Origin of the sequence: Arthrobacter sp. B2I5 (genome assembly GCF_030816735.1) — a bacterium.
Taxonomy (GTDB): Bacteria; Actinomycetota; Actinomycetes; order Actinomycetales; family Micrococcaceae; genus Arthrobacter.
This window is the reverse complement of the sequence record NZ_JAUSYF010000001.1, coordinates 3707869-3727542: the sequence shown is the minus strand read 5'-3', so window position 1 is coordinate 3727542 and position 19674 is coordinate 3707869. Positions and strand designations below refer to the sequence as shown.

Genomic DNA, 19674 nt, shown 5'->3' with positions numbered 1-19674 from the left:
GATCCCCAGCATATTCTGGCTGCCAGAATTCCTTCCGGCACCGCTGCCGGCCCTGCTCAGGCGCCCTCTGCGCTGTCGGCCGGATTGGCGGCGATGTCTATTTCCAGCTGCCGCCGGGTTTCCACCATGACGCCCACCAGTCCGGCGTCGAACAGCGGGCGGAACCGTGCCACCGGAGTGGCCACGCTCAGGGCGCCCACTACCATGCCCTTGCCGTTGTGCAGGGCCATCCCGAAGGCGCTGATGCCCTCCTCGGTGCCTTCGAAGTTGGCGGCAAACCCGTTCGCGCGCACGGACTCCAGCTCGCGCAGGAAGGCCGGATACTCGGAGTCCGGAATGTAGTCGCCGCCCAGCTCCGCATTGGGGCTGCGGAACAGCTGCTCCAGCACGGCGGGATCCAGTTCGGCCAGGATGGCTTTGCCGCCCGAGGCTTTGTGCGCAGGGAGCAAGGTGCCCTGGCGGTCTCCTACGCGCAGGATGTTGGTGCTCTCCACCGTGTCCAGGAAGCGGACCTTGGTGCCCACCCGGATCATGAGGTTGACAGTCTCGTTGGTGCGGGCGCACAGCAGTTCCATGTGCGGCCGCGAGATGTCCCGCAGCTTCCGGGTCCAGCTGAACCCCGCCGGGCCCGCCCCCATCGCCGGACCGGGGACATACCGGCGCGTCTCATCCTGGACCGCAAAGCCGCGGTACACCAGCATGGCCAGGAGCCGGTGGGCGGTGGACGGTGCCACGTCCAGTTCCTCTGCCGCGTCCTTGAGCCGCAGGCTGCCAACGTCCCGGAGGAGCTGGAGGAGCTGCAGGGCGTTGTCCACCGCTTCGATGGAGTAGGTGGGCTTCCGCCGGGCCGGAAGATTCTGCATGACAGAATCTTATGGGTGGAGTGCTATGACTGCCAGCACAGTGGTGGGATGAATCACACAACTTCCGCTGCAGCGCCGCAGCGCACGGCCGCCCCCGCTCTGGGCGCAGGCCGTTCCGGGTTCCCCCGGCGTTCCGTGCTGGCCGTCCTGGTGTGCTGGCTGCTGGTCGTTTTCGACGGCTACGACCTGATCGTCTACGGCACCGTCCAGGGCTCGCTCATCAACGACACCGGCTGGGGCCTCACCAAGGCCACGGCCGGAACCATCGGGTCCATGGCCTTTGTCGGCATGATGATCGGGGCGGTCTTCGCCGGCCGCATGTCCGATACCTGGGGCCGGCGGCGCACCATTATCGGCTGCGCCGTCGTCTTCTCCGTCTTCACCATTCTCTGCGCGTTCGCGCCCAACGCGCCGGTCTTCGGCGGCCTTCGCCTGCTGGCCGGCATCGGACTGGGCGGCCTGGTGCCCTCAGCCAATGCCCTCGTGGCCGAACTGGTGCCGGAAAAATGGCGGTCCACCATCGCCACCCTGATGATGTCCGGCGTTCCCATCGGCGGCTCCCTCGCCGCACTGGTGGGTATCCCGCTGATTCCGGCCTTCGGCTGGCCCGTCATGTTCCTGGTCGCGGTCGTCGCCCTGGTGGTGGTGATCCCGCTGGGCCTTCGCTTCCTGCCGGAAACCCTGGCACCCAAGCCTGCCGGGGCAGCCGGCGGCAGTGCCGCCAGCGCATCGGTGGGATTCGGCTCGCTGCTGCGGGCGCCCTACCTCGGGATCAGTGTCCTGTTTGCCATCGGCACCCTGGTGACCCTGTTCGCCTGGTACGGGTTGGGCACCTGGCTGCCCAACCTGATGCAGCTGGCCGGCTACAACCTTGGCTCCGCCCTGACGTTCGCCCTGGCGCTCAACCTGGGCGCCGTGGCCGGTTCGGTGCTGACCGCCTGGGCCGGCACCAGGTTCGGACCCATCCCCACGGCCATCGCGGCAGCGGCGGTTGCCGCCGTCGCCCTGATGGTCCTGGTGACCGGGCCGCCCGTCGCCGTCGTCTATTTCATGCTGGTGCTTGCCGGCGTCGGAACGCACGGCACGCAGTGTCTCATCATCGCCGCCGTGGCCAGCCACTATCCGGCGCACCTCCGCGGTACCGCCCTCGGCTGGGCGCTCGGCGTGGGCCGGATCGGCGCCGTTGCCGCACCGCAGGCCGGCGGGCTCCTGCTCGCTGCGGGCCTGGGCGTCAATTCAAACTTCCTGGCGTTTGCCGGAGCAGCCGCCGCGGCAGCAGTCCTGATCGCGGCAGTCGGCATCAAAATCAAGAAATCAACAGCAGTAGGAGTTTCCAATGTCTAACGTCAAAGAGTCCACCGACGTCCTTGTAGTGGGCGGCGGCATGGCCGGACTCGCCGGAGCCCTGGCGCTCCGCGAAAACGGCGCCGACGTCACCTTGGTCGAAGTGGCGCCGGCCTTCGGTGAAGTGGGTGCCGGCCTGCAGATGGCCCCCAACGCTTCCCGCGTCCTCAAGCGCTGGGGCCTGCTGGAAAAAGCGCTGGAAATCGGCGTCCAGCCCAAGCACCTGGTGTTCCGCGACGCCATCACCGGCGAGGAACTGACCCGCCAGACCCTGGGCGGCGAGTTCGAGGAACGCTACGGCGCCCCTTATGTGGTCATCCACCGCAGCGACCTGCACCGGATCCTGCTGGAGGCCTGCCAGGAAGCCGGCGTCACCCTGGTGAACGACGTCCTGGTGCAGAAGGTGGAAACCGATGGCGAGCGGGCCCGCGCCTACACCGCCAAGGGCGAGGTCTTCGAAGCCGACGCCATCCTGGCTGCCGACGGCCTGAAATCAACCCTCCGCGGCACGGTTGCCAACGACGGTCCGGTCAACTCGGCCTACGTGGCGTACCGCGGGACCGTGCCCATCACGGAGGAGACCCCGGCCACGGACCTGGAGGACGTCATTGTCTACCTGGGCCCGGACTGCCACCTGGTCCAGTACCCGCTGCGGAAGGGCCAGCTGCTCAACACCGTGGCGGTGTTCAAGTCCCCGTCATTCGAACGCGGCGAAGAGCAGTACGGCGGCGTGGACGAGCTCGAGGCAGCCTACAAGGACTGCGTCCCGGCTGTGCAGGAAGCCCTGAAGAACCTGGCCACCGGCATCCGCTGGCCCATGTACGACCGTAATCCCATCGGGAACTGGGTGTCCGGCCGCATGGCACTGATCGGCGACGCCGCGCACCCCATGCTGCAGTACCTGGCCCAAGGGGCCTGCCAGGCGCTGGAGGACGCTGCAGTGCTCCAGGACGTGGCGCGCAACAAGGTCTTCACCTCCGAGGGGATTGACGCCGGCGCCTGGGAGGCGGCCTTCCGCGAGTTCAATGAAGCCCGTGCCGCCCGCACGGCCCGCGTGCAGCGGACCGCCCGGATCTGGGGCGAGTCCTGGCACGTGGGCGGCGTGGCCCGCGTCCTGCGGAACATGCTGTTCAAGAGCCGCGGTGACAACAACTTCCAGTACAACGACTGGCTGTACGGCCGCGGCGAGCCCGGGGTTCCCGCGGAGGTTCCGGCCAGGGCCAAGCTGGTGGAAGCCTAAGCACCGCTTTCCAAAGGCGGGCGTACGACGGCGGGTGGCTCCCGCCGTCGTACGCCCGCCTTTGGTCTGGGCTGCCACGCACAATCCATTGCTCCGTATCTGCCGTTTTGACCCCTGAAAACGGCAGATACGGAGCAGTGGATTCGGCTAGTGGGGTGCGGGGCCGGTGGACTCACGGATGGTCAGGTGGGTGGGCATGACGGCGAGCTGGCGGCTGGCACTTCCGGACAGCGGGTTGAGCTGGGCCAGCAGCATGGACACCGCCACCCTCCCGGCCTGTTCAATGGGGCTCGAAATTGTGGTCAGCGGGGGATTGCAGAAGTCGGCGCCGAAGATGTCGTCCGAACCGATGATGCTCATGTCGGCGGGCACCCGGATGCCGCGCGCCTGCAGGCGCTGGAGCATTCCGATGGCCAGCAGGTCGTTGAAGACGATGCAGGCCGTGGCCCCCGTCCTGACCGCCGCGTCCGCCGCGGCGGCCCCTGAGGTCGTCTTCGGGGTGTAGGGGCCGATCCGGTGGACCTCCATGCCCCGCCTTGTGGCGTCTTCCTCGAAGACCTTCCATCGCGCCTGGTTTGACCATGAGGTGGGCGGCCCGGCGACATAGCAGACTCTGTGGTGGCCCAGGGAGGCCAGGTGCTCCAGGGCCTGGATGATGGCGGAGGGCGTATCGATCATCACGGTGGGGGCGCTGGTGGAGGCCCGGTTGAAGGTGACCAGGGGCTGGGTCCGTGAGACCTCAGCCAGTTGGGCGTCCGTCAGGCGCGAGGCGGCAAGGATGAAACCGTCTGCGGACTTGCGCATCTTGTGCAGCGCATCCAGTTCCATCTCGCTTGATTCCTCGGTGTCCACCAGGAGCTGGGTCACGCCGGCGGCCTTGAGCTGGTGCTGGGTGCCGCGGATGATGTCGAAGTAGAACGGGTTGGTGATGTCGGGCACCAGCACGGCTACTGCGTTGGTCCGGCCGGAACTGAGCCCGCGCGCCTGAGAACTTGGCACGTAGTTCAGTTCCGCTGCCGCCTCTTCAATGCGGACGCGCGTGCGGGGATTGACCCGGTCCGGTCGGGCAAGGGCCCGTGACACGGTGGACGTTGCCACCCCGGCCAGTTCGGCAACGTCGCGGATGGTGGGCGGGCGGTCCCGCCGGGCATCCCTTTTGGGCGCGTCCTGGGCGGTGCCTGTAGTCCCTGAATCAGCCACGGCAGTGAGCCTTTCCTTGCTGGCTGGACGAACCGCCATCCCCAGTTTCCTGCCGGCGTGCCCTTGTCTTTTTACTGCCTCCATCTGAGCACTTATGGCAACTTTTGGCAACCGCTTGCCACCTGCTTGCCATCTTCCTAGACTGGCTTTCGAGTCGCCTGCAGTGATTTCCGCCACAGGACGGATGTGGCCATGTGGGTGTCCTAGAGGAGAAAAACAATGAGGTTTAAATCGACTACTGGGCTTGCGGCGATTGTTACGGCTGCAGCACTCGCCCTGACCGGTTGCGGTTCAGGTTCCGGGGATGGCGGGGGAGGTTCCACGAATGCGGACGGCAAAGTGGACGGGACGGGCAAGACGCTCAACGTCCTGGTAGGCGTCCTTCCCCAGTACCCCGAACAGCAGAAGCAGTGGCAGAGCGATATCGCTGCCAAGTTCAAGGCTGAAACCGGGGCGGACGTGAAGTTCGAAACCTTCGCTTCGGCCAATGATGAACTCACGCGAATCCAGACCTCCGTGGTCTCCGGGCAGGGGCCGGACGTCTACGGACTGGGCACCACGTTCACCCCCACCGCCTACGCCACCAAGGCATTCGTCACCCTCTCGGATGACGACTGGAAGAAGGTTGGCGGCAAGGACCGCTTCAACCAGGCTGCACTCGGTATTTCCGGACCGGACAAGGACCACTTGGCCGGCATCCCCTTCGTCAGCCGTCCGTTCGTCATGGCGTACAACAAGGACCTCCTCGCCGCCGCAGGCATCGACAAGCCCGCAACCAGCTGGGACGAACTTGCCGCCCAGGCCAAGAAGATGACCAAGGACGGCACCTATGGCATCGCTACCGGCTACAAGGACAACTTCGATCCCTGGAAGTTCATCTGGGCAATGTCCGTCCAGGCAGGCAACCCGTTGGTGGACGGCAACAAGCTGAAGATGGACGACCCCGCCGTCAAGAAGGCCTATGAGACCTACTTCGGCTGGCTGACCAACGACAAGGTGGTTGACCCCGCTGCAGTGGGCTGGAGCAACAGCAACGCCGTGGCGGCCTTCGCCAGCGGCAAGGCCGGCTACCTGATGATGACCACGTCCAGCTCCATCCCAACCCTGGACAAATCGGAAGTTGCCGGCAAGTACCAATACACCCTGATGCCCACCATCGCGCCAGGTGAGACGCAATCCAAGTCCGACGGCGACGCAGCCAGCATCCTCTCAGGCGACAACCTGGTGGTGGCTGACTACTCCAAGCAGAAGGACCTGGCATTCGCCTACATCAAGCTGATTACTTCCAAGGACGAGCAGCTGAACTACCAGAAGACCTTCGGTGATTTCCCGGCCAACGCCGAGGCCCTCGCCACCCTCACTGACGCCAAGCTCAAGCCGCTCGCTGAGGCTGCCGCAAAGTCCAAGGCCACCCCCTTCACCGGTGCCTGGGGCGACATCCAGCTCGCCCTGCTCAACGTCACCGTCCAGTCCGTCCCGGACCTGGCCGCCGGCAAGGTGGACGAGGCCGCCCTCGAACAAAGGATCAAGGACGCCCAGAACAAGGGCCAGGCTTCCCTGGACCGGGCCTCCAAAGGATAGTTCCGATGTCAACTGACGCCTCTCATGAAGTCCGGCCTGCGGCGGATTCCGCCGCAGGCCGGGCGGCCCGGACTGCCGATGCAGCCGGCCATAGCCCCGAGCACCACGGCGGTCCCCGCCGCAAAGGCCTGAGCGAACGCAACCGGCCGCTGTGGATGCTCATCCCCGGCGGGGCCCTGATGATCATCATCATCGTGGTCCCGCTCCTGCTGGGCATCTACATGTCCGCCCTGAACCTGGACCAGTACACGCTGCGGAAATGGATCAGCGCACCATTCATCGGAGTGGAAAACTTCGTTGAAGCCGTCACCAGTTCGCCGTTGCTGCACGCAGTATGGCTCAGTGTCAGCTACTCGCTCCTGGCCATGGTGGTGACGCTGCCGCTGGGCATCGCTGCCGCCATCGCAACCCAGAACGCCTTCAAGGGCCGCGCCGTCATCCGGTCGGTCTTCCTCATCCCTTACGTCCTCCCGTCCTTCGTGGTGGCCACCGTCTGGCGGACCATCCTCCAGCCGGGCGGCATCATGGACGAGGCCCTGGCAACCGTGGGAATCAATGTTGGGCTGTGGCTGAACGGGCCGCAGACCTTCTGGACCCTGGTCCTGGTCCAGATCTGGGCGTCGTGGCCGTTCATCTACCTGCTGGCACTGTCCGGCCTGCAGTCCGTGGACCACGAGGTGCATGAAGCCTCCGCCCTGGACGGCGCGCTGTGGTGGAACAAGCTGCGTTACGTGGTGTTCCCCTACCTGAAGGGCCCGCTGGCGCTGGCCTTCCTGATCGGGATGCTGCACCACATCAACAACTTCACCCTCCCGTACGTGCTGTTCGGCGTTCCGGCACCGGCCGACGTCGAAGTCCTGCCCATCCTGACCTACGTCACCAGCTTCCAGAGCTTCCGCTTTGGCCTGAGCGCCGCCATGGCCTTCATCTCCCTGGTGCTGATCGCCATCCCGCTGTTCGTCTACCTCCGTGCCGTCAAGCTTGACGACGCCGAAACACCTGGAGCCAAGAAATGAGCACCACGACAGCCAGCCGGCAGCGTGCGGCCACCTTCGAAGTCGACCGTCCGGGATCGCACCGCCAGCATGAGGTGCTGCGGCTTCTGCCCACCCCTTTGCTGATCTTCGTCCTGGTTTTCCTGGGCGTCCTGGTCCTGACTCCTGTGCTGTACATCTTCCTGGCTTCCGTCAACTCGGACATCGGGGTGGCCAACGGGGAATTCTGGCCGTCCACGGTCACGTTCGAGAACTACTCGAAGATCTGGACCAGCGTGGGCCTGGCCACCGGCCTGACCAACAGCGTCCTGGTGGCCGGGGCAACCGCAGTGGTCTCGGCGGCGATGTCCATCTCCACGGCGTTCGTCCTGGTCCGCTACAGCTTCCGCGGCCGGCTGACCATCCTCCGCGGCCTGCTGGCACTGCAGTCCGTGCCCGGCACCCTCATGGTGCTGCCGGTCTTCGTCCTGTTTTCCTCGGCCTCAACCTATCTGGGAATCCAGGTCATCGGGACCCAGTGGGGCCTGTTCGTCACCTACCTGACGTTCGCCATGCCGTTCTCCACGTGGGTGATGGTCACCTACCTCCGCGGGCTTCCCAAGGAGCTTGAAGAGGCAGCAAGGATCGACGGCGCGTCCCACCTTGGCGTGCTGTTCCGGATCATCCTGCCGCTGAGCTGGCCCGGCATCGTTGTGTCGGGCATCTTCGCCTTCCTGCTTGGCTGGAACGACGTGCTGTTCGCCTCGGTGATGACCCGTCCGGAAAGCCAGACCGCCGCCGTCGCGCTTCAAATTTTCGGCGCTTCCCAGGAAGGCGGGGCCATTCCCTACTACGGCCAGATGATGGCGGCGGCGCTGGTGTGCGCCGCTCCCGTGGTCATTCTTTACCTGATTTTCCAGCGTTACCTAGTAGGCGGGCTGACCGCCGGAGGAGTTAAATAACCATGGTTTCGACCACCCAGGTCACTTGGCAGCTGTCAGGCTTCGGCGACGAGATCGACGACGACCCTGCCGTCCAGATCGCAGTGCTGCAGGCGCTCGGCGCCAACCACATCGAAGTCCGCAGCGCCTGGGGCACCAACATCGTGGACCTGAGCGATGAACAGCTCCAGGCCCTCAAATCCCTGCTGGCGGAAAAAGGCATGAAGGTCTCGGCCATCGCTTCCCCTATCGGCAAGGTGGATGTCAGCCTCCCGGTAGAGCATGAAGTGGAACGGCTCCGCCGGGCCGTGAACGCCGCCAAGGTCCTGGACGCCAGGTACATCCGCATCTTCTCCTTCTACTACGGCGAATCCGTGCAGGTGGACAGCATCCGCGACGCCGTCATGGAACGGATGCAGGCGCTCGCCGACGTGGCGGAGGAAGCCGGCGTGATCCTGCTGCACGAAAACGAGAAGGACATCTTCGGCGACGTCCCGGACCGGGTCCTGGACATCATCCAGACCGTCAACTCGCCCGCCCTGAAGGTGGCCTGGGATGCGGCGAACTTCGTCCAGGTGGGCGTCAAGCCCTTCGACGAGGCGTACGCGAAACTGCGTCCGCACCTGGAGTACCTGCAGGTCAAGGACGCCTTGTTCGAAAACGGCCACGTGGTACCCGCCGGGGAAGGGGACGGGGACGTGCTCCGCACCGTGGAGGCACTCAAGGCTGACGGCTACCAGGGCTTCGCCTCCCTGGAGCCGCATCTCGCCGGTGCCCACGGGCTGGGCGGTTTCTCCGGCCCCACCGCATTCGGTATCGCAGCACGCGCCTTCGCAAAAGTCACCGCAGAAGCAGGAGTCCAGACCGCATGAGCACTTTGAACGTAGCCATTACCGGGTGCGGCACCATTGGCCGCACGCACGCCGTAGCCCTTGAAGCATTTCCGGAGGTCCGGATCGTTGCGCTCGTGGATGCCATCCCTGCAGCATCGGAGTCCCTGGCGGACTTCATTGAAAAGAAAGGCGGGCCACGGCCGCCGCAGTTCACCACTTTGCAGGAAGCCTTCGGCGCTGTCGACATCGACCTCGTGGCGCTGGCAACCCCCAGCGGCCTCCACATCCAGCAGGGCCTGGAAGTCCTGGCCGCCGGGAAGCACGTGGTGATTGAAAAGCCGCTTGACGTTGACCTCACCCGGGCCCAGGAAATCGAAGCCGCGGCCAAGGAAGCGGCGGGCAAGGGGATTGTGGCTTCCGTCATCAGCCAGCACCGGTTTGACCAGTCAAGCGTCGCCGTTGCGGACGCCGTGGCGAAGGGCCGCTTCGGCCGGCTCACCTCCGCCATCGCATCCGTCGCCTGGTGGCGCAGCCAGGGCTACTACGACTCCGGCGACTGGCGGGGCACCTGGTCCATGGACGGCGGAGGGGCACTGATGAACCAGGGCGTGCACACCGTGGACCTGCTGCTGTGGTTCATGGGACGCCCCGTTGAGATCCACGCGCACACGGCCCGGCTCGCCCACGAGCGCATCGAAGTGGAAGACACCGCCGTTGCCACCATCACTTTCGAAAACGGCGGGCTGGCAGTCCTGCACGCCACCACCGCGGCCTACCCGGGCCTGACGGTGCGCGTCCAGCTCATGGGATCCGAAGGATCCGCTGTGGTGGACAACGACCGGCTGCAGTACTTCCACAGCAAGGATGCCGGCGGCGAGTCCGCGGACATGGGCCTGCAGGGCGGCGGCAACCAGGCGGAAGAGGAACTGGCCAAGTACCCAGAGGAGGACTACAAGGCCGCGGATCCCACCGTGTATCCCGCCGGCCACGTCCGGCAGTACCGGGACATCCTGGCGGCCATCGCCGGTGGACGGCAGGCGGGTGTGACCGTCAGCGACGCCGTCAACGCGCTCGCCGCGGTGCGTTCCGTCTACGTTTCGGCCACCCTCGGCCAGCCCGTCCTCTTCGACGACGTCCTGGCAGGCAAGTACAACGACCTTGAAGTCCGCACCGGAAACACCGCGGCAGAAAGCGCCTGAGGCTATGAAGTTTTCAGTATTTACCGCATCAACCCCCGAATGGACTCCCGAAGAAGCAGTGCAGCACCTGGCCGACCAGGGCTGGGACGGCGTGGAGTGGCGGATCACGGACCAGGCCGACGCTGCCGAGCCGGGATTCTGGGCCGGCAACAAGGCCACAGTCCCGCTCACCGGCATGGAAGACCACCTGGACCGCATCGCCGCCCTTACATCCGGCGCCGGCCTGGAATTCTCCGGTATCGGCGGATATGCACGGTGCGACAACCATGAGGATGTTGACCGCATGCTGGCGGCCACCGCCAGGCTGGGTGCCGGCCAGGTCCGGGTGACCACACCTCCCTTGGGAACAGCGGCATGGGGAAACGAGCCTGCCAGCGGCACGCCCTACCCTGAGCTCTTTGCCGGTGCCCGCCGCGATTTCGAGTGGATCGCCGAACGGGCCGCCCACCATGGAGTCAAGGCCCTCGTGGAACTGCACCACCGCACCATCACGGCGTCGGCTTCGTCCGCGCTCCGGCTGCTGGATGGGCTGGATCCGCGCCATGTGGGCGTGATCCATGACCTGGGCAACTTGCTGATCGAAGGGCAGGAGGACTACCTCCCCGCGTTCCAGCTCCTGGGCGACTACCTGGCCCACGTCCACGTAAAGAATGCGGTCTGGGTCAACAGTGGTGACACCGACGAGTCCGGCGCCGAGGTCTTCCGGAACGAATGGGCTCCGCTGCGGTCGGGCCAGGGCAGCGTGCTGGCGTACTTCAAAGCGCTCGCGGCACACGGTTATGACGGGTGGGTGACGGTGGAGGACTTCTCCACCGAACTTCCCCTGGCGGAACGGACGGCAGGCAACCTTGACTACCTCCGGTCCACGGCCGCCCTGGCGGGGCTCTCCGCTGCTGCAGGGAGGCGTTGACCCATGGGAACGCCCATTGCGGACCACCCTGACCGGCTCCTGCCGGCTGATCCCGGCGTCAGGGAAGTTGCACGGTCCCTTTTCAAAGCGGTGGAAGGGCTGCCCATCATTTCCCCGCATGGGCACGTGGACGCAGCCGTCATCGAGCGGAACACGCCCTTTCCGGACCCGGCCGCCCTGCTGGTCACCCCGGACCACTACGTCACCCGGCTGATCCACGCCGGCGGGGTGCCGATGGACCAGCTGGGGCTGGGCGGCCAGCCCGCCGGTTCGCGGCAGGTATGGCGGCACTTCTGTGAGGCATGGCCCGCCTTCGAAGGAACAGCCTCCGGCTACTGGATCCGGCAGGAGTTCGCCCACGTGTTCGGCCTGGCGGAGGAGCCGTCCGCCGGGAACGCGGACCGGCTGTACGACGCCCTGCAGGCCAAGCTCTCTGAGCCGGGCTTCCGGCCGCGCGAGCTGTTCAAGGAATTCAACATCGAGGTGCTGGCCACTACGGACGATCCGCTGGACACGTTGGACAGCCACGCAGCGCTGCACGCCGACCCCGCGTTCGCCGCCCGGGTGCTGCCCACCTTCCGGCCGGACCAGTACCTGAACATGGCGCATCCGGCCTGGCAGGACAACGTGGAGCGCCTCATCGGAGCTGCCGGGGACGGCGCTTCCGGCTACGGCGGGTACATCAGCGCGCTTGAGGCCCGGCGCCGGCACTTCGTGGAGCGGGGCGCCGTATCGGCCGACCATGGCGTCTTCACGCCTGCCACGCTCAAACTGGACGAAGCCGAGGCGGAGCGGCTTTTCGAGCGCGGCAGGACGGGCCAGGCAAGTGCTGCCGACCGGGACGCCTTCGAAGCGCACATGATCTACCAGATGGCGCGGATGTCCGTGGAGGACGGGCTGGTGATGACCATCCATCCCGGCTCCTTCCGCAACCACCACGCACCCACGTTCGAGGCGTTCGGGGCCGATACCGGCCACGATATCCCGGTGGCGGTCAACTACACCGAGGCCGTCCGGCCGCTGCTCCAGGATTTCGGGACCGCCAAGGACTTCCACCTGGTCCTCTTCACGCTCGACGAGACGGTCTTTTCCCGCGAACTTGCCCCGCTGGCCGGTTTCTACCCGTCGGTCTACCTGGGGGCGCCGTGGTGGTTCCTGGATGCACCGGACGCCATGCTCCGCTTTCGGTCCGCGGTCACTGAGACGGCAGGGTTCTCCCGGTCTTCGGGGTTCATCGACGACACCCGGGCGTTCTGCTCCATCCCGGCCCGCCATGACACCGCCCGGCGGATCGAAGCGTCCTTCCTGGCCCGGCTGGTGGCTGAGCACCGGGTCACCGAAGAGCGGGCGCACGAACTGATCGTGGACATCGTGGACGGCTCACCGCGGCGGGTGTTCAAGCTGTGAATGCGGCCCCGCCTGTCCCTGTGCTGGACCGGAGCCTGAAGCCGCTGCCCAAGGCCCCGGTGCGCATTGTCCACCTGGGCCTTGGAGCCTTCCACCGGTCCCACCAGGCCTGGTACACCCAGCACGCCCCGGACGCGGCCGAGTGGGGGATCGCGGCGTTCACCGGACGCCGCCCGGACGCCGCCGAGGCACTCTCCGCGCAGGACTGCCTCTACACCCTGGTGGAGAGGTCCGCCGGCGGGGACAGCTTCGAAGTCATCGGAAGCATCGTTGAAGCCGTGGATGGCGCCGACGTCGCCCGGCTTTGCGAGCTTGTCGCGGCGAAGGAGACGGCGTTGGTCACGCTGACCATCACCGAGGCCGCCTACGGGTTGGCGGCGGATGGAACGTTCGACGCCGATGCGCCGGGTGTGGCGGATGACGTCCGCGCGCTGTCGGCAGCGGCGGCCCGGGAGACTTCCACGTCCGGGGAGCCTCTCCTCGCCCCCCGCGGGACTACTGCTTCCGGAGAGGCAAGGGTGCCCGGAACTCCGTTGGGGCGCCTGGTGCTGGCCCTGGCAGGCCGGAAAGACAGCGGCGCGGGACCGATCGCCGTCGTCAGCTGTGACAACCTTTCGGCCAATGGTGACGTTGCCCGCCGTGGCGTCCTGGGCATGGCCGCAGCCTGGGGCCAGGACCTGGTGGAGTGGATCGGGGCGCATGTCAGCTTCGTCAGCACCTCGGTGGACCGGATCACCCCCCGGACCACGGACGCGGACATCGCGGAAGTGGCGGAGCAATGCGGTTACCGTGACAGCTCGCCGGTGGTTGCCGAGCCGTTCCGGAACTGGGTACTCAGCGGCAATTTCCCGGCGGGAAGGCCGCGCTGGGAAGATGCCGGCGCCGTGGTGGTTGATGACATCGACCCCTACGAAAACCGGAAACTGTGGCTCCTCAACGGTTCACACTCAATCCTGGCGTATGCCGGCCAGCTGCGCGGGCACGCCACCGTGGCCGAAGCCCTGGCCGACCCACTGTGCCGGAAGGCAGTGGAGGACTTTTGGGACGAGGCCGCCAACCACCTGCGCGCCGAGGGCCTGGACATCCCCGGGTACCGGCAGGCGCTGCTTGAGCGCTTTGGAAACGCCCGGATCGCCCACCGGCTTGCCCAGATCGCTGCGGACGCCACCACAAAACTTCGGATGCGCGCCGTACCTGTCCTGGCAGCGGAACGCGCCGAAGGCCGCAGCGGTTCCGGCGCAGCCCTGATGCTGGCCGCCTGGATCGACTACGTGGCCGCCGCCGGGGAATTCCAGGATCCGCTGGCCGGAGAGATCCGCGGGGCCGCTGCCCTTGAGGGCACCGAACGGGTCCAGGCCCTGCTCCGCCTGGTCAATGCCGGCATCGCCGAGGACGCGGACATCGTGTCCCTGGTCCACGGGCTGTGCGGATCGTTCTCCGCAACAACTGCGGCCCCCACGCATACCTGACCGTGCTTCTTGAACCCCGCTACTTGAATCCTGCTTTTACTTCCGGAAGGAACAGTTAATTCCCATGAAGATCGTTGCCGCCGAAGTGTTTGTGACCAGTCCGTCCCGGAACTTTGTGACCCTTCGTATCACTACGGAGGATGGTGTGACCGGCATTGGTGATGCCACGTTGAACGGCCGTGAGTTGGCTGTTGCCGCGTACCTGAAGGAGCACGTTGCGCAGCTGCTGATCGGCAAGGATCCGCACCGGATCGAGGACACCTGGCAGTTCCTCTACCGGTCCTCGTACTGGCGCCGCGGACCGGTCACCATGGCCGCGATCGCCGCCGTGGACATGGCCTTGTGGGATATCAAGGGCAAGCTGGCGGGGATGCCGGTGTACCAGTTGCTTGGTGGTGCGTCGCGGAACGGGTTGCGGGCGTACGGGCACGCCTCCGGGGCTGATATTCCGTCGCTGTTTGATTCGGTGCGGGAGCATCTGGAGCTGGGCTACAAGTCGATCCGGATCCAGACGGCGGTGCCGGGCATCAAAGCCGTCTATGGCGTTGCTGCCCAGGCCCAGGCCTCGGGGGAGCGGTACGACTACGAACCTGCGGGGCGGGGTGCGTTCCCGGTGGAGGAGGACTGGGACACCCGCGCCTACCTGCGGCATTTGCCCACCGTCTTCGAGGCGGTCCGCAACGAGTTCGGCCCGGAGATCCCGCTGCTGCATGACGGGCACCACCGGATGACCCCGATCCAGGCGGCGAAGCTGGGCAAGGCGTTGGAGCCGTATGACCTGTTCTGGCTGGAGGACTGCACGCCGGCGGAGAACCAGGAGGGGCTGCGGCTGGTCCGGCAGCACACCACCACGCCGTTGGCGATCGGGGAAATCTTCAACACCGTGTACGACTACCAGACGCTGATCAAGGAACAGCTGATCGATTATGTGCGGGCCGCGTCCACGCACTTTGGCGGGATCAGCCCGTTGAAGAAGGTGATGGATTTCGCCGCGCAGTACCAGATCAAGTCCGGCTTCCACGGCCCTACCGACATCTCCCCGGTGGGGTTCGCGGCGCAGCTCCATGTGGGGTTGGCGATCCATAATTACGGGATCCAGGAGTACATGCAGCACTCGGACAAGACCAACGAGGTTTTCGAGCAGTCCATGACCTTCACCGACGGCTACCTGCACCCGGGCGACAAGCCGGGCATCGGCGTCGAATTCAACGAAGAAGCAGCCGCAGCCTACCCCTACCAGCAGGCCTACCTGCCCTACAACCGCCTGGTCGACGGCACCGTCCACGACTGGTAAGGAAATTCGATGAAGAAGCAACGCATCGTGGTCATGGGTGTCTCCGGCTGCGGCAAGACCACCATCGGCGACCTCGTAGCCCGCGAGCTGGGTGTCCCGTTCATAGACGGCGACTCCCTCCACCCCGTGGAAAACGTGGCCAAGATGGCCGCCGGCGTACCACTCACGGATGAAGACCGCTGGCCATGGCTGGCAACGGTTGGAACCGAGCTGGCAAAGGCCGGTGACGGCGGAATGGTCCTGGCGTGCTCCGCGCTGCGCCGCAGCTACCGCGACGCTATCCGGGAACAGGCGCCGGACACGATCTTCCTGCACCTGAACGGCAGCAAGGAAGTCCTAAAGGCGCGGACGGAAGGCCGTACCGGGCATTTCATGCCCCCCGCCCTGCTCGACTCCCAACTCGCCACGCTCGAACCGCTCCAGGAAGACGAGGCAGGTGTGGAGGTGGACATCGCCGCGCCCGTCGCCGACGTTGTGGCCCAGGCACTCAAGGGGATCGCCGCCGTCGTACCTCCTGCCAAGGGGACCCCGGGCACCCGGCCGCGGCAGTTCGACGTCGACCTTGCGGCCGCGCCGTTCAATCTCGACGCCGACGCGGTCGCCTGGGTGGAAGGCACCCTTGGTGCCATGACGCTTGAGGAAAAGATCGGGCAGTTGTTCATCAACCACAACAATGACTATTCACCCGAATACCTCGATGGCGTGCTGGAGAACTACCACGTGGGCGGCATGCGGTACCGGCCGGGCCCGGCCGCCGCCGTCCAGGAGCACATCCGGTATGCGCAATCCAAGACGCGCGTTCCACTGCTGATTGCGTCCAACCCGGAGATGGGCGGAGCCGGCAGCTGCGACGACGGCACGTTCGTGTCCACGCACCTGCAGGCGGGCTCGCACCCGGACAAGTCCATAGCCCGCAAGATGGGGCAGGTGGCCGGGGTGGAGACGGCGGCCCTGGGCTGCAACTGGGCCTTCGCACCGATCGTGGACATCCACTACAACTGGCGGAACACGGTCATTTCCACGCGGTCCTTTGGCAACAGCCCGGAGATTGTGGTGGAGCGCGCCAAGGAGTATTTCGACGGCATCAGCGAATCGCCCACCGCCTGTGCCATGAAGCACTTCCCCGGCGACGGCATCGATGAGCGGGACCAGCACGTGGTGACGTCCTACAACACCCTTGGCTACGAGGAATGGAACCGCACCTACGGGCACGTCTACCGGGAGATGATTACGCACGGCGTGCAATCCATCATGGTGGGCCACATTGGCGCGCCTGAGGTCTCCCGGCACTTCCGGCCTGGTCTTTCAGACGCCGAAATTCTGCCGGCCACGTTGTCCCCGGAGCTGCTCCAGGACCTGCTGCGCGGCGAGCTTGGCTTCAACGGCCTGGTCCTCACTGACGCCTCGCAGATGGTGGGCCTCACGCAGGCCATGAGGCGCAGGGACCTGGTCCCGGCCACCATTGCCGCCGGCTGCGACATGTTCCTGTTCTTTCGGAACCCGGCCGAGGACTTCCAGTACATGCTGGACGGGTACAAGTCCGGGGTCATTACCGAGCACAGGCTTCATGATGCGCTGCGCCGGATTCTTGGGCTGAAGGCGTCTTTGGGGCTGCACCTGAAATCGCCGGACCAGCTGGTACCGCCTGCCGGGGCGCTTGCCGTGATTGGGAGTGCCGAACACCGGGCCATCGCCGCGGAGATCGCGGACAAGACCGTGACGCTGGTCAAGGACACGGCCGGGAATCTGCCCATCACCCCGGCCACGCATCCCCGGATCCGGTTGTACGGGATCTCCGGCGGGGCCGACTTCACCCGCGCCGACCCGCTGGCCTACCTGGAGGTGGTGAAGGAGGAACTGGAGGCTGCCGGCTTTGAGGTGTACTTATTCCGGACGGCCGATCAGCGCGAGGCGGCGGGAGAGACCGGGGTGAACTTCATGTCCGTTATCTCTGAGGAAGCCACCGGGGACTATGCGGAGAAGTACGATGCCGCGTTTGTCTTTGCCAACGTCAAAGGCTTCGCGCAGGAGGCGGCCATCCGGATCAAGTGGTCCTCGCCGATGGCGGCGGAAATCCCTTGGTACGTCACGGAAGTGCCCACGGTGTTCGTGTCCCTGAACCAGCCGAACCACCTGATTGACGTGCCGATGGTCAAGACTGCCATCCACGCCCATGCGGGCACCCGGGAAGCCATCCGGGCAGCCGTGGAAAAGATCCAGGGCAAGTCCGAATTCCAGGGCACGTTCAACGAGAACGTATTTTGCGGGTCATTCGACACCCAGCTGTAGGAGTGAACTGAAGGAGGCGCCACCGCAGCAGCGGTGGCGCCTCCTTCGTGCGTCAGCCCCGGGAGCGCTTAGGCGTCCTCGCGGTCCGGGTTCTCCAGGCGGAAGAAGTTGGACTGGTTTCCATCGGTCCGTTGCTCCTGGTAAATGAAATTGAGGCGGCGCTCGTCAAAGGTCTTGAACCATTCTTCCCAGCTGACTTCGCGCAGGTTGCTGTCCTTGTCCCGGAAATCGATGCGCAGGACGCCAAGGTGGTCGCCATGTTCGGTGCCTTCAACTGTCGCGGGCACGCCGCCGCGTTCTTCCGCCCACTGCCTGATCACCTCGTGGTGGGTGGTTGCCAGGCTTCGGCCCTCGCGTTCGGGCTCCTCATCGGTGGAGGTGATTTCCTGCGAGTACTTCAGCGATTTGGAGGAGTCGTCGCCGTAGCGGACCTTGCCGCCGTCGGGGCCGGCGCCCAGGTCCTGTGCGTCTTCCGTGTCTTCTGATTGGTTGCCGCCGCCTTTATCCTGGCTGTGGTCCCCGCCTTCCTGCCGGGCCTTGGCAACCTCCTTCACCAGCTCTTCCTTGCGCATGCCGGACGTGCCAGGGATGTTCTCCTCTTTGGCCTCGTTGCGGAGTTCGTCCACCTTCATGTTGCGCAGTTCCGTTTCACTCACATCAGGGGTGTTCGGCGTCTGGTTACCAGGTTTCTCACTCATGGCATGTCCTCCTTGCGTTGAGCTGTTCGGCAGAATCGACAAATGATAAGGCTGCTTACTTTTCTAGCCGCTGCCGGATGATGCGTCAAGCACAGGCGTCCAGTGGCAGATGCTCCACACATCCCGGCGCGGTCCGGTGCATGGGCACCCGCGTACTGTGAAGCAGTGAACTTTTCCTGCAAAATTTCTGAGGACGTTGTGCTCCGGCCCGTTGAGCAGGCGGATGCCGGGGCGCTGGCGGCGGCCTTTCAAGCGAACCGCTCACATCTCGCCCCATGGGAGCCGGTCCGGCCTGCGGAGTTTTACACCATCCAGGGCCAACAGGAACTGGTTGAACGACGGCGGGCTGAACTGGATTCGGGCACGGCACTTCCCATGGTGCTGGCGCGAGACGACGGCATCGTCGGGCTGCTGACCCTGAGCTCGATCGTGCGCGGTGCATTCCAGAACGCGCACCTGGGCTACTGGATCTCCCACGCATTTCAGGGCGCAGGGCTCATGACAGCGGCTGTGGGTGCCGCCGTCAATATTGCCGCAACTGACCTCGGCCTCCACAGGCTCGAGGCCGCAACCCTGGTGCACAACACAGCATCGCGGCGGGTGCTGGAAAAGAACGGGTTTGAGGCCTATGGCATGGCGGCCGCCTACCTCCGGATAGCGGGCCAATGGCAGGACCACCGGATGTATCAGCGGATTCTCCAAGGCAATTGAACAGCATTGCGGACTGTTCGGTGATGACGTTACGGGTCCTAAGATCAGGCGGCCGTTTCCTTCGACTGCTGATGGAAACGTCCGAGCCGCTGGAGGTATAGATACATCCCGAGGAAAGTGATGGCCCCCAAAACCGCTCCACCCCAGATTGCTATCGCTACAACGCTGATGGCCACCCCGTACATTGCGGCTAAGGCCAGCTAGTAGTTCCTGACGATGTTGTTGTCCATCAGCATCCTCATCAAAAGGGGCAAGTGGTTTACGCTATTCCTCCTGCCGGGCCCACGTATAGGGGTTTGGTTCGTGCCCGCCGCGCCGGCCTTGCTCAAACCCCTGTTGCCACGCCTTCCCAACCGCGGACACCAGGTCAGCCAGCAAGGGATAGTAGGGATGGTCAGGACCGATATAAATCATTTCGTCGGCGGCTCGGTCCACTGCGGCGCGGACTTGGTTCTCTGCAGCAGTACCGGCCATGGTGCCGCCTTCCTCCACGAAACTCCTGTGTCCGAATCGAAGGTAACGCCGAACCGCGGGAAGTGTCCACGGATACTGGCCATTGGCCCCGGTCTAGAACGACAAGGAACCGCCTTACCACCCGAGAACAGGGCAGTCGGACGAGGCCAGGGCTGGATCAAGCATGAGGAGAAGCGTCGGCTGGCGTAGGCTCGGGCCATGTCACAACTTGGGGGAGTACGACACTGTTGTCTGTGGGCTGTTCCGG

Annotated in this window: 16 protein-coding genes; 13 read left to right on the top strand and 3 right to left on the bottom strand. The window is 65.4% G+C overall.

Annotation, left to right across the window (positions count from 1 at the left end; genetic code table 11):
- Positions 1–56: 56 nt before the first annotated feature.
- Positions 57–863: an IclR family transcriptional regulator gene (locus tag QFZ60_RS17230; RefSeq protein WP_307092053.1), complete on the bottom strand. Its 807-nt coding sequence runs from the start codon at positions 861–863 to the stop codon at positions 57–59.
- A gap of 48 nt (positions 864–911) precedes the next feature.
- Between QFZ60_RS17230 and QFZ60_RS17225 the strand changes: the two genes are divergently transcribed.
- Entirely contained in the window at positions 912–2207 is a 1296-nt protein-coding gene (locus tag QFZ60_RS17225; RefSeq protein WP_307092051.1) for an aromatic acid/H+ symport family MFS transporter, read from the top strand.
- Entirely contained in the window at positions 2200–3447 is a 1248-nt protein-coding gene (locus QFZ60_RS17220) for an FAD-dependent oxidoreductase (RefSeq protein ID WP_307092049.1), read from the top strand. The genes QFZ60_RS17225 and QFZ60_RS17220 overlap by 8 nt, the downstream gene beginning before the upstream one ends.
- 147 nt (positions 3448–3594) lie before the next feature.
- Here QFZ60_RS17220 and QFZ60_RS17215 read toward each other — a convergent pair whose 3' ends face one another.
- Positions 3595–4686 (bottom strand): LacI family DNA-binding transcriptional regulator, encoded by a 1092-nt coding sequence (locus QFZ60_RS17215; RefSeq protein WP_307092047.1) that lies wholly within the window; start codon positions 4684–4686, stop codon positions 3595–3597.
- Between the two features lie 180 nt (positions 4687–4866).
- Between QFZ60_RS17215 and QFZ60_RS17210 the strand changes: the two genes are divergently transcribed.
- The 10 genes from QFZ60_RS17210 to QFZ60_RS17165 all read left to right on the top strand — a co-directional run bounded on the left by QFZ60_RS17210 (position 4867) and on the right by QFZ60_RS17165 (position 17544).
- Positions 4867–6228 carry an ABC transporter substrate-binding protein gene (locus QFZ60_RS17210; RefSeq protein WP_307092045.1) on the top strand — a complete coding sequence of 454 codons (1362 nt, stop codon included), beginning with the start codon at positions 4867–4869 and terminating at the stop codon, positions 6226–6228.
- Between the two features lie 5 nt (positions 6229–6233).
- Entirely contained in the window at positions 6234–7244 is a 1011-nt protein-coding gene (locus QFZ60_RS17205; protein ID WP_307092042.1) for a carbohydrate ABC transporter permease, read from the top strand.
- The gene (locus tag QFZ60_RS17200) at positions 7241–8164 is read left to right on the top strand and encodes a carbohydrate ABC transporter permease (protein ID WP_307092040.1); all 924 of its coding nucleotides are present in this window, start codon (positions 7241–7243) and stop codon (positions 8162–8164) included. Before QFZ60_RS17205 ends, QFZ60_RS17200 begins: the two co-directional genes overlap by 4 nt.
- Before the next feature lie 2 nt (positions 8165–8166).
- Positions 8167–9015 carry a sugar phosphate isomerase/epimerase gene (locus tag QFZ60_RS17195; RefSeq protein WP_307092039.1) on the top strand — a complete coding sequence of 283 codons (849 nt, stop codon included), beginning with the start codon at positions 8167–8169 and terminating at the stop codon, positions 9013–9015.
- Positions 9012–10175, top strand: a complete 1164-nt coding sequence (locus QFZ60_RS17190; protein ID WP_307092037.1) for a Gfo/Idh/MocA family protein — start codon at positions 9012–9014, stop codon at positions 10173–10175. The genes QFZ60_RS17195 and QFZ60_RS17190 overlap by 4 nt, the downstream gene beginning before the upstream one ends.
- A 4-nt stretch (positions 10176–10179) precedes the next feature.
- Positions 10180–11085 carry a sugar phosphate isomerase/epimerase gene (locus QFZ60_RS17185; protein WP_307092036.1) on the top strand — a complete coding sequence of 302 codons (906 nt, stop codon included), beginning with the start codon at positions 10180–10182 and terminating at the stop codon, positions 11083–11085.
- 3 nt (positions 11086–11088) lie between these two features.
- Positions 11089–12492: a glucuronate isomerase gene (uxaC, locus tag QFZ60_RS17180; RefSeq protein ID WP_307092034.1), complete on the top strand. Its 1404-nt coding sequence runs from the start codon at positions 11089–11091 to the stop codon at positions 12490–12492.
- Between the two features lie 20 nt (positions 12493–12512).
- On the top strand, positions 12513–13961 hold the full coding sequence (locus QFZ60_RS17175) for a mannitol dehydrogenase family protein (RefSeq protein ID WP_307092033.1): 1449 nt from the start codon (positions 12513–12515) through the stop codon (positions 13959–13961).
- Positions 13962–14025: 64 nt separating this feature from the next.
- The gene (gene manD / locus QFZ60_RS17170; RefSeq protein ID WP_307092031.1) at positions 14026–15255 is read left to right on the top strand and encodes a D-mannonate dehydratase ManD; all 1230 of its coding nucleotides are present in this window, start codon (positions 14026–14028) and stop codon (positions 15253–15255) included.
- A gap of 9 nt (positions 15256–15264) precedes the next feature.
- Positions 15265–17544: a gluconokinase, GntK/IdnK-type gene (locus QFZ60_RS17165; RefSeq protein ID WP_307092029.1), complete on the top strand. Its 2280-nt coding sequence runs from the start codon at positions 15265–15267 to the stop codon at positions 17542–17544.
- Between the two features lie 68 nt (positions 17545–17612).
- Here QFZ60_RS17165 and QFZ60_RS17160 read toward each other — a convergent pair whose 3' ends face one another.
- Complete coding sequence (locus QFZ60_RS17160) at positions 17613–18242, bottom strand: Rho termination factor N-terminal domain-containing protein (RefSeq protein ID WP_307092027.1); 630 nt, start codon at positions 18240–18242, stop codon at positions 17613–17615.
- A 165-nt stretch (positions 18243–18407) separates the two neighbouring features.
- Here QFZ60_RS17160 and QFZ60_RS17155 point away from each other — a divergent pair, with 165 nt between their 5' ends.
- Positions 18408–18953, top strand: coding sequence for a GNAT family N-acetyltransferase (locus QFZ60_RS17155; protein WP_307092025.1), 546 nt, complete (start codon positions 18408–18410; stop codon positions 18951–18953).
- Positions 18954–19674 lie beyond the last annotated feature (721 nt).

Bases quoted from the DNA above. Each gene is read 5' to 3' on its own strand.
- QFZ60_RS17230 (WP_307092053.1), bottom strand. From the start codon at position 863: ATGCAGAATCTTCCGGCCCGGCGGAAGCCCACCTACTCCATCGAAGCG.
- QFZ60_RS17225 (WP_307092051.1), top strand. From the start codon at position 912: ATGAATCACACAACTTCCGCTGCAGCGCCGCAGCGCACGGCCGCCCCC.
- QFZ60_RS17220 (WP_307092049.1), top strand. From the start codon at position 2,200: ATGTCTAACGTCAAAGAGTCCACCGACGTCCTTGTAGTGGGCGGCGGC.
- QFZ60_RS17215 (WP_307092047.1), bottom strand. From the start codon at position 4,686: ATGGCGGTTCGTCCAGCCAGCAAGGAAAGGCTCACTGCCGTGGCTGAT.
- QFZ60_RS17210 (WP_307092045.1), top strand. From the start codon at position 4,867: ATGAGGTTTAAATCGACTACTGGGCTTGCGGCGATTGTTACGGCTGCA.
- QFZ60_RS17205 (WP_307092042.1), top strand. From the start codon at position 6,234: ATGTCAACTGACGCCTCTCATGAAGTCCGGCCTGCGGCGGATTCCGCC.
- QFZ60_RS17200 (WP_307092040.1), top strand. From the start codon at position 7,241: ATGAGCACCACGACAGCCAGCCGGCAGCGTGCGGCCACCTTCGAAGTC.
- QFZ60_RS17195 (WP_307092039.1), top strand. From the start codon at position 8,167: ATGGTTTCGACCACCCAGGTCACTTGGCAGCTGTCAGGCTTCGGCGAC.
- QFZ60_RS17190 (WP_307092037.1), top strand. From the start codon at position 9,012: ATGAGCACTTTGAACGTAGCCATTACCGGGTGCGGCACCATTGGCCGC.
- QFZ60_RS17185 (WP_307092036.1), top strand. From the start codon at position 10,180: ATGAAGTTTTCAGTATTTACCGCATCAACCCCCGAATGGACTCCCGAA.
- uxaC (WP_307092034.1), top strand. From the start codon at position 11,089: ATGGGAACGCCCATTGCGGACCACCCTGACCGGCTCCTGCCGGCTGAT.
- manD (WP_307092031.1), top strand. From the start codon at position 14,026: ATGAAGATCGTTGCCGCCGAAGTGTTTGTGACCAGTCCGTCCCGGAAC.
- QFZ60_RS17165 (WP_307092029.1), top strand. From the start codon at position 15,265: ATGAAGAAGCAACGCATCGTGGTCATGGGTGTCTCCGGCTGCGGCAAG.
- QFZ60_RS17160 (WP_307092027.1), bottom strand. From the start codon at position 18,242: ATGAGTGAGAAACCTGGTAACCAGACGCCGAACACCCCTGATGTGAGT.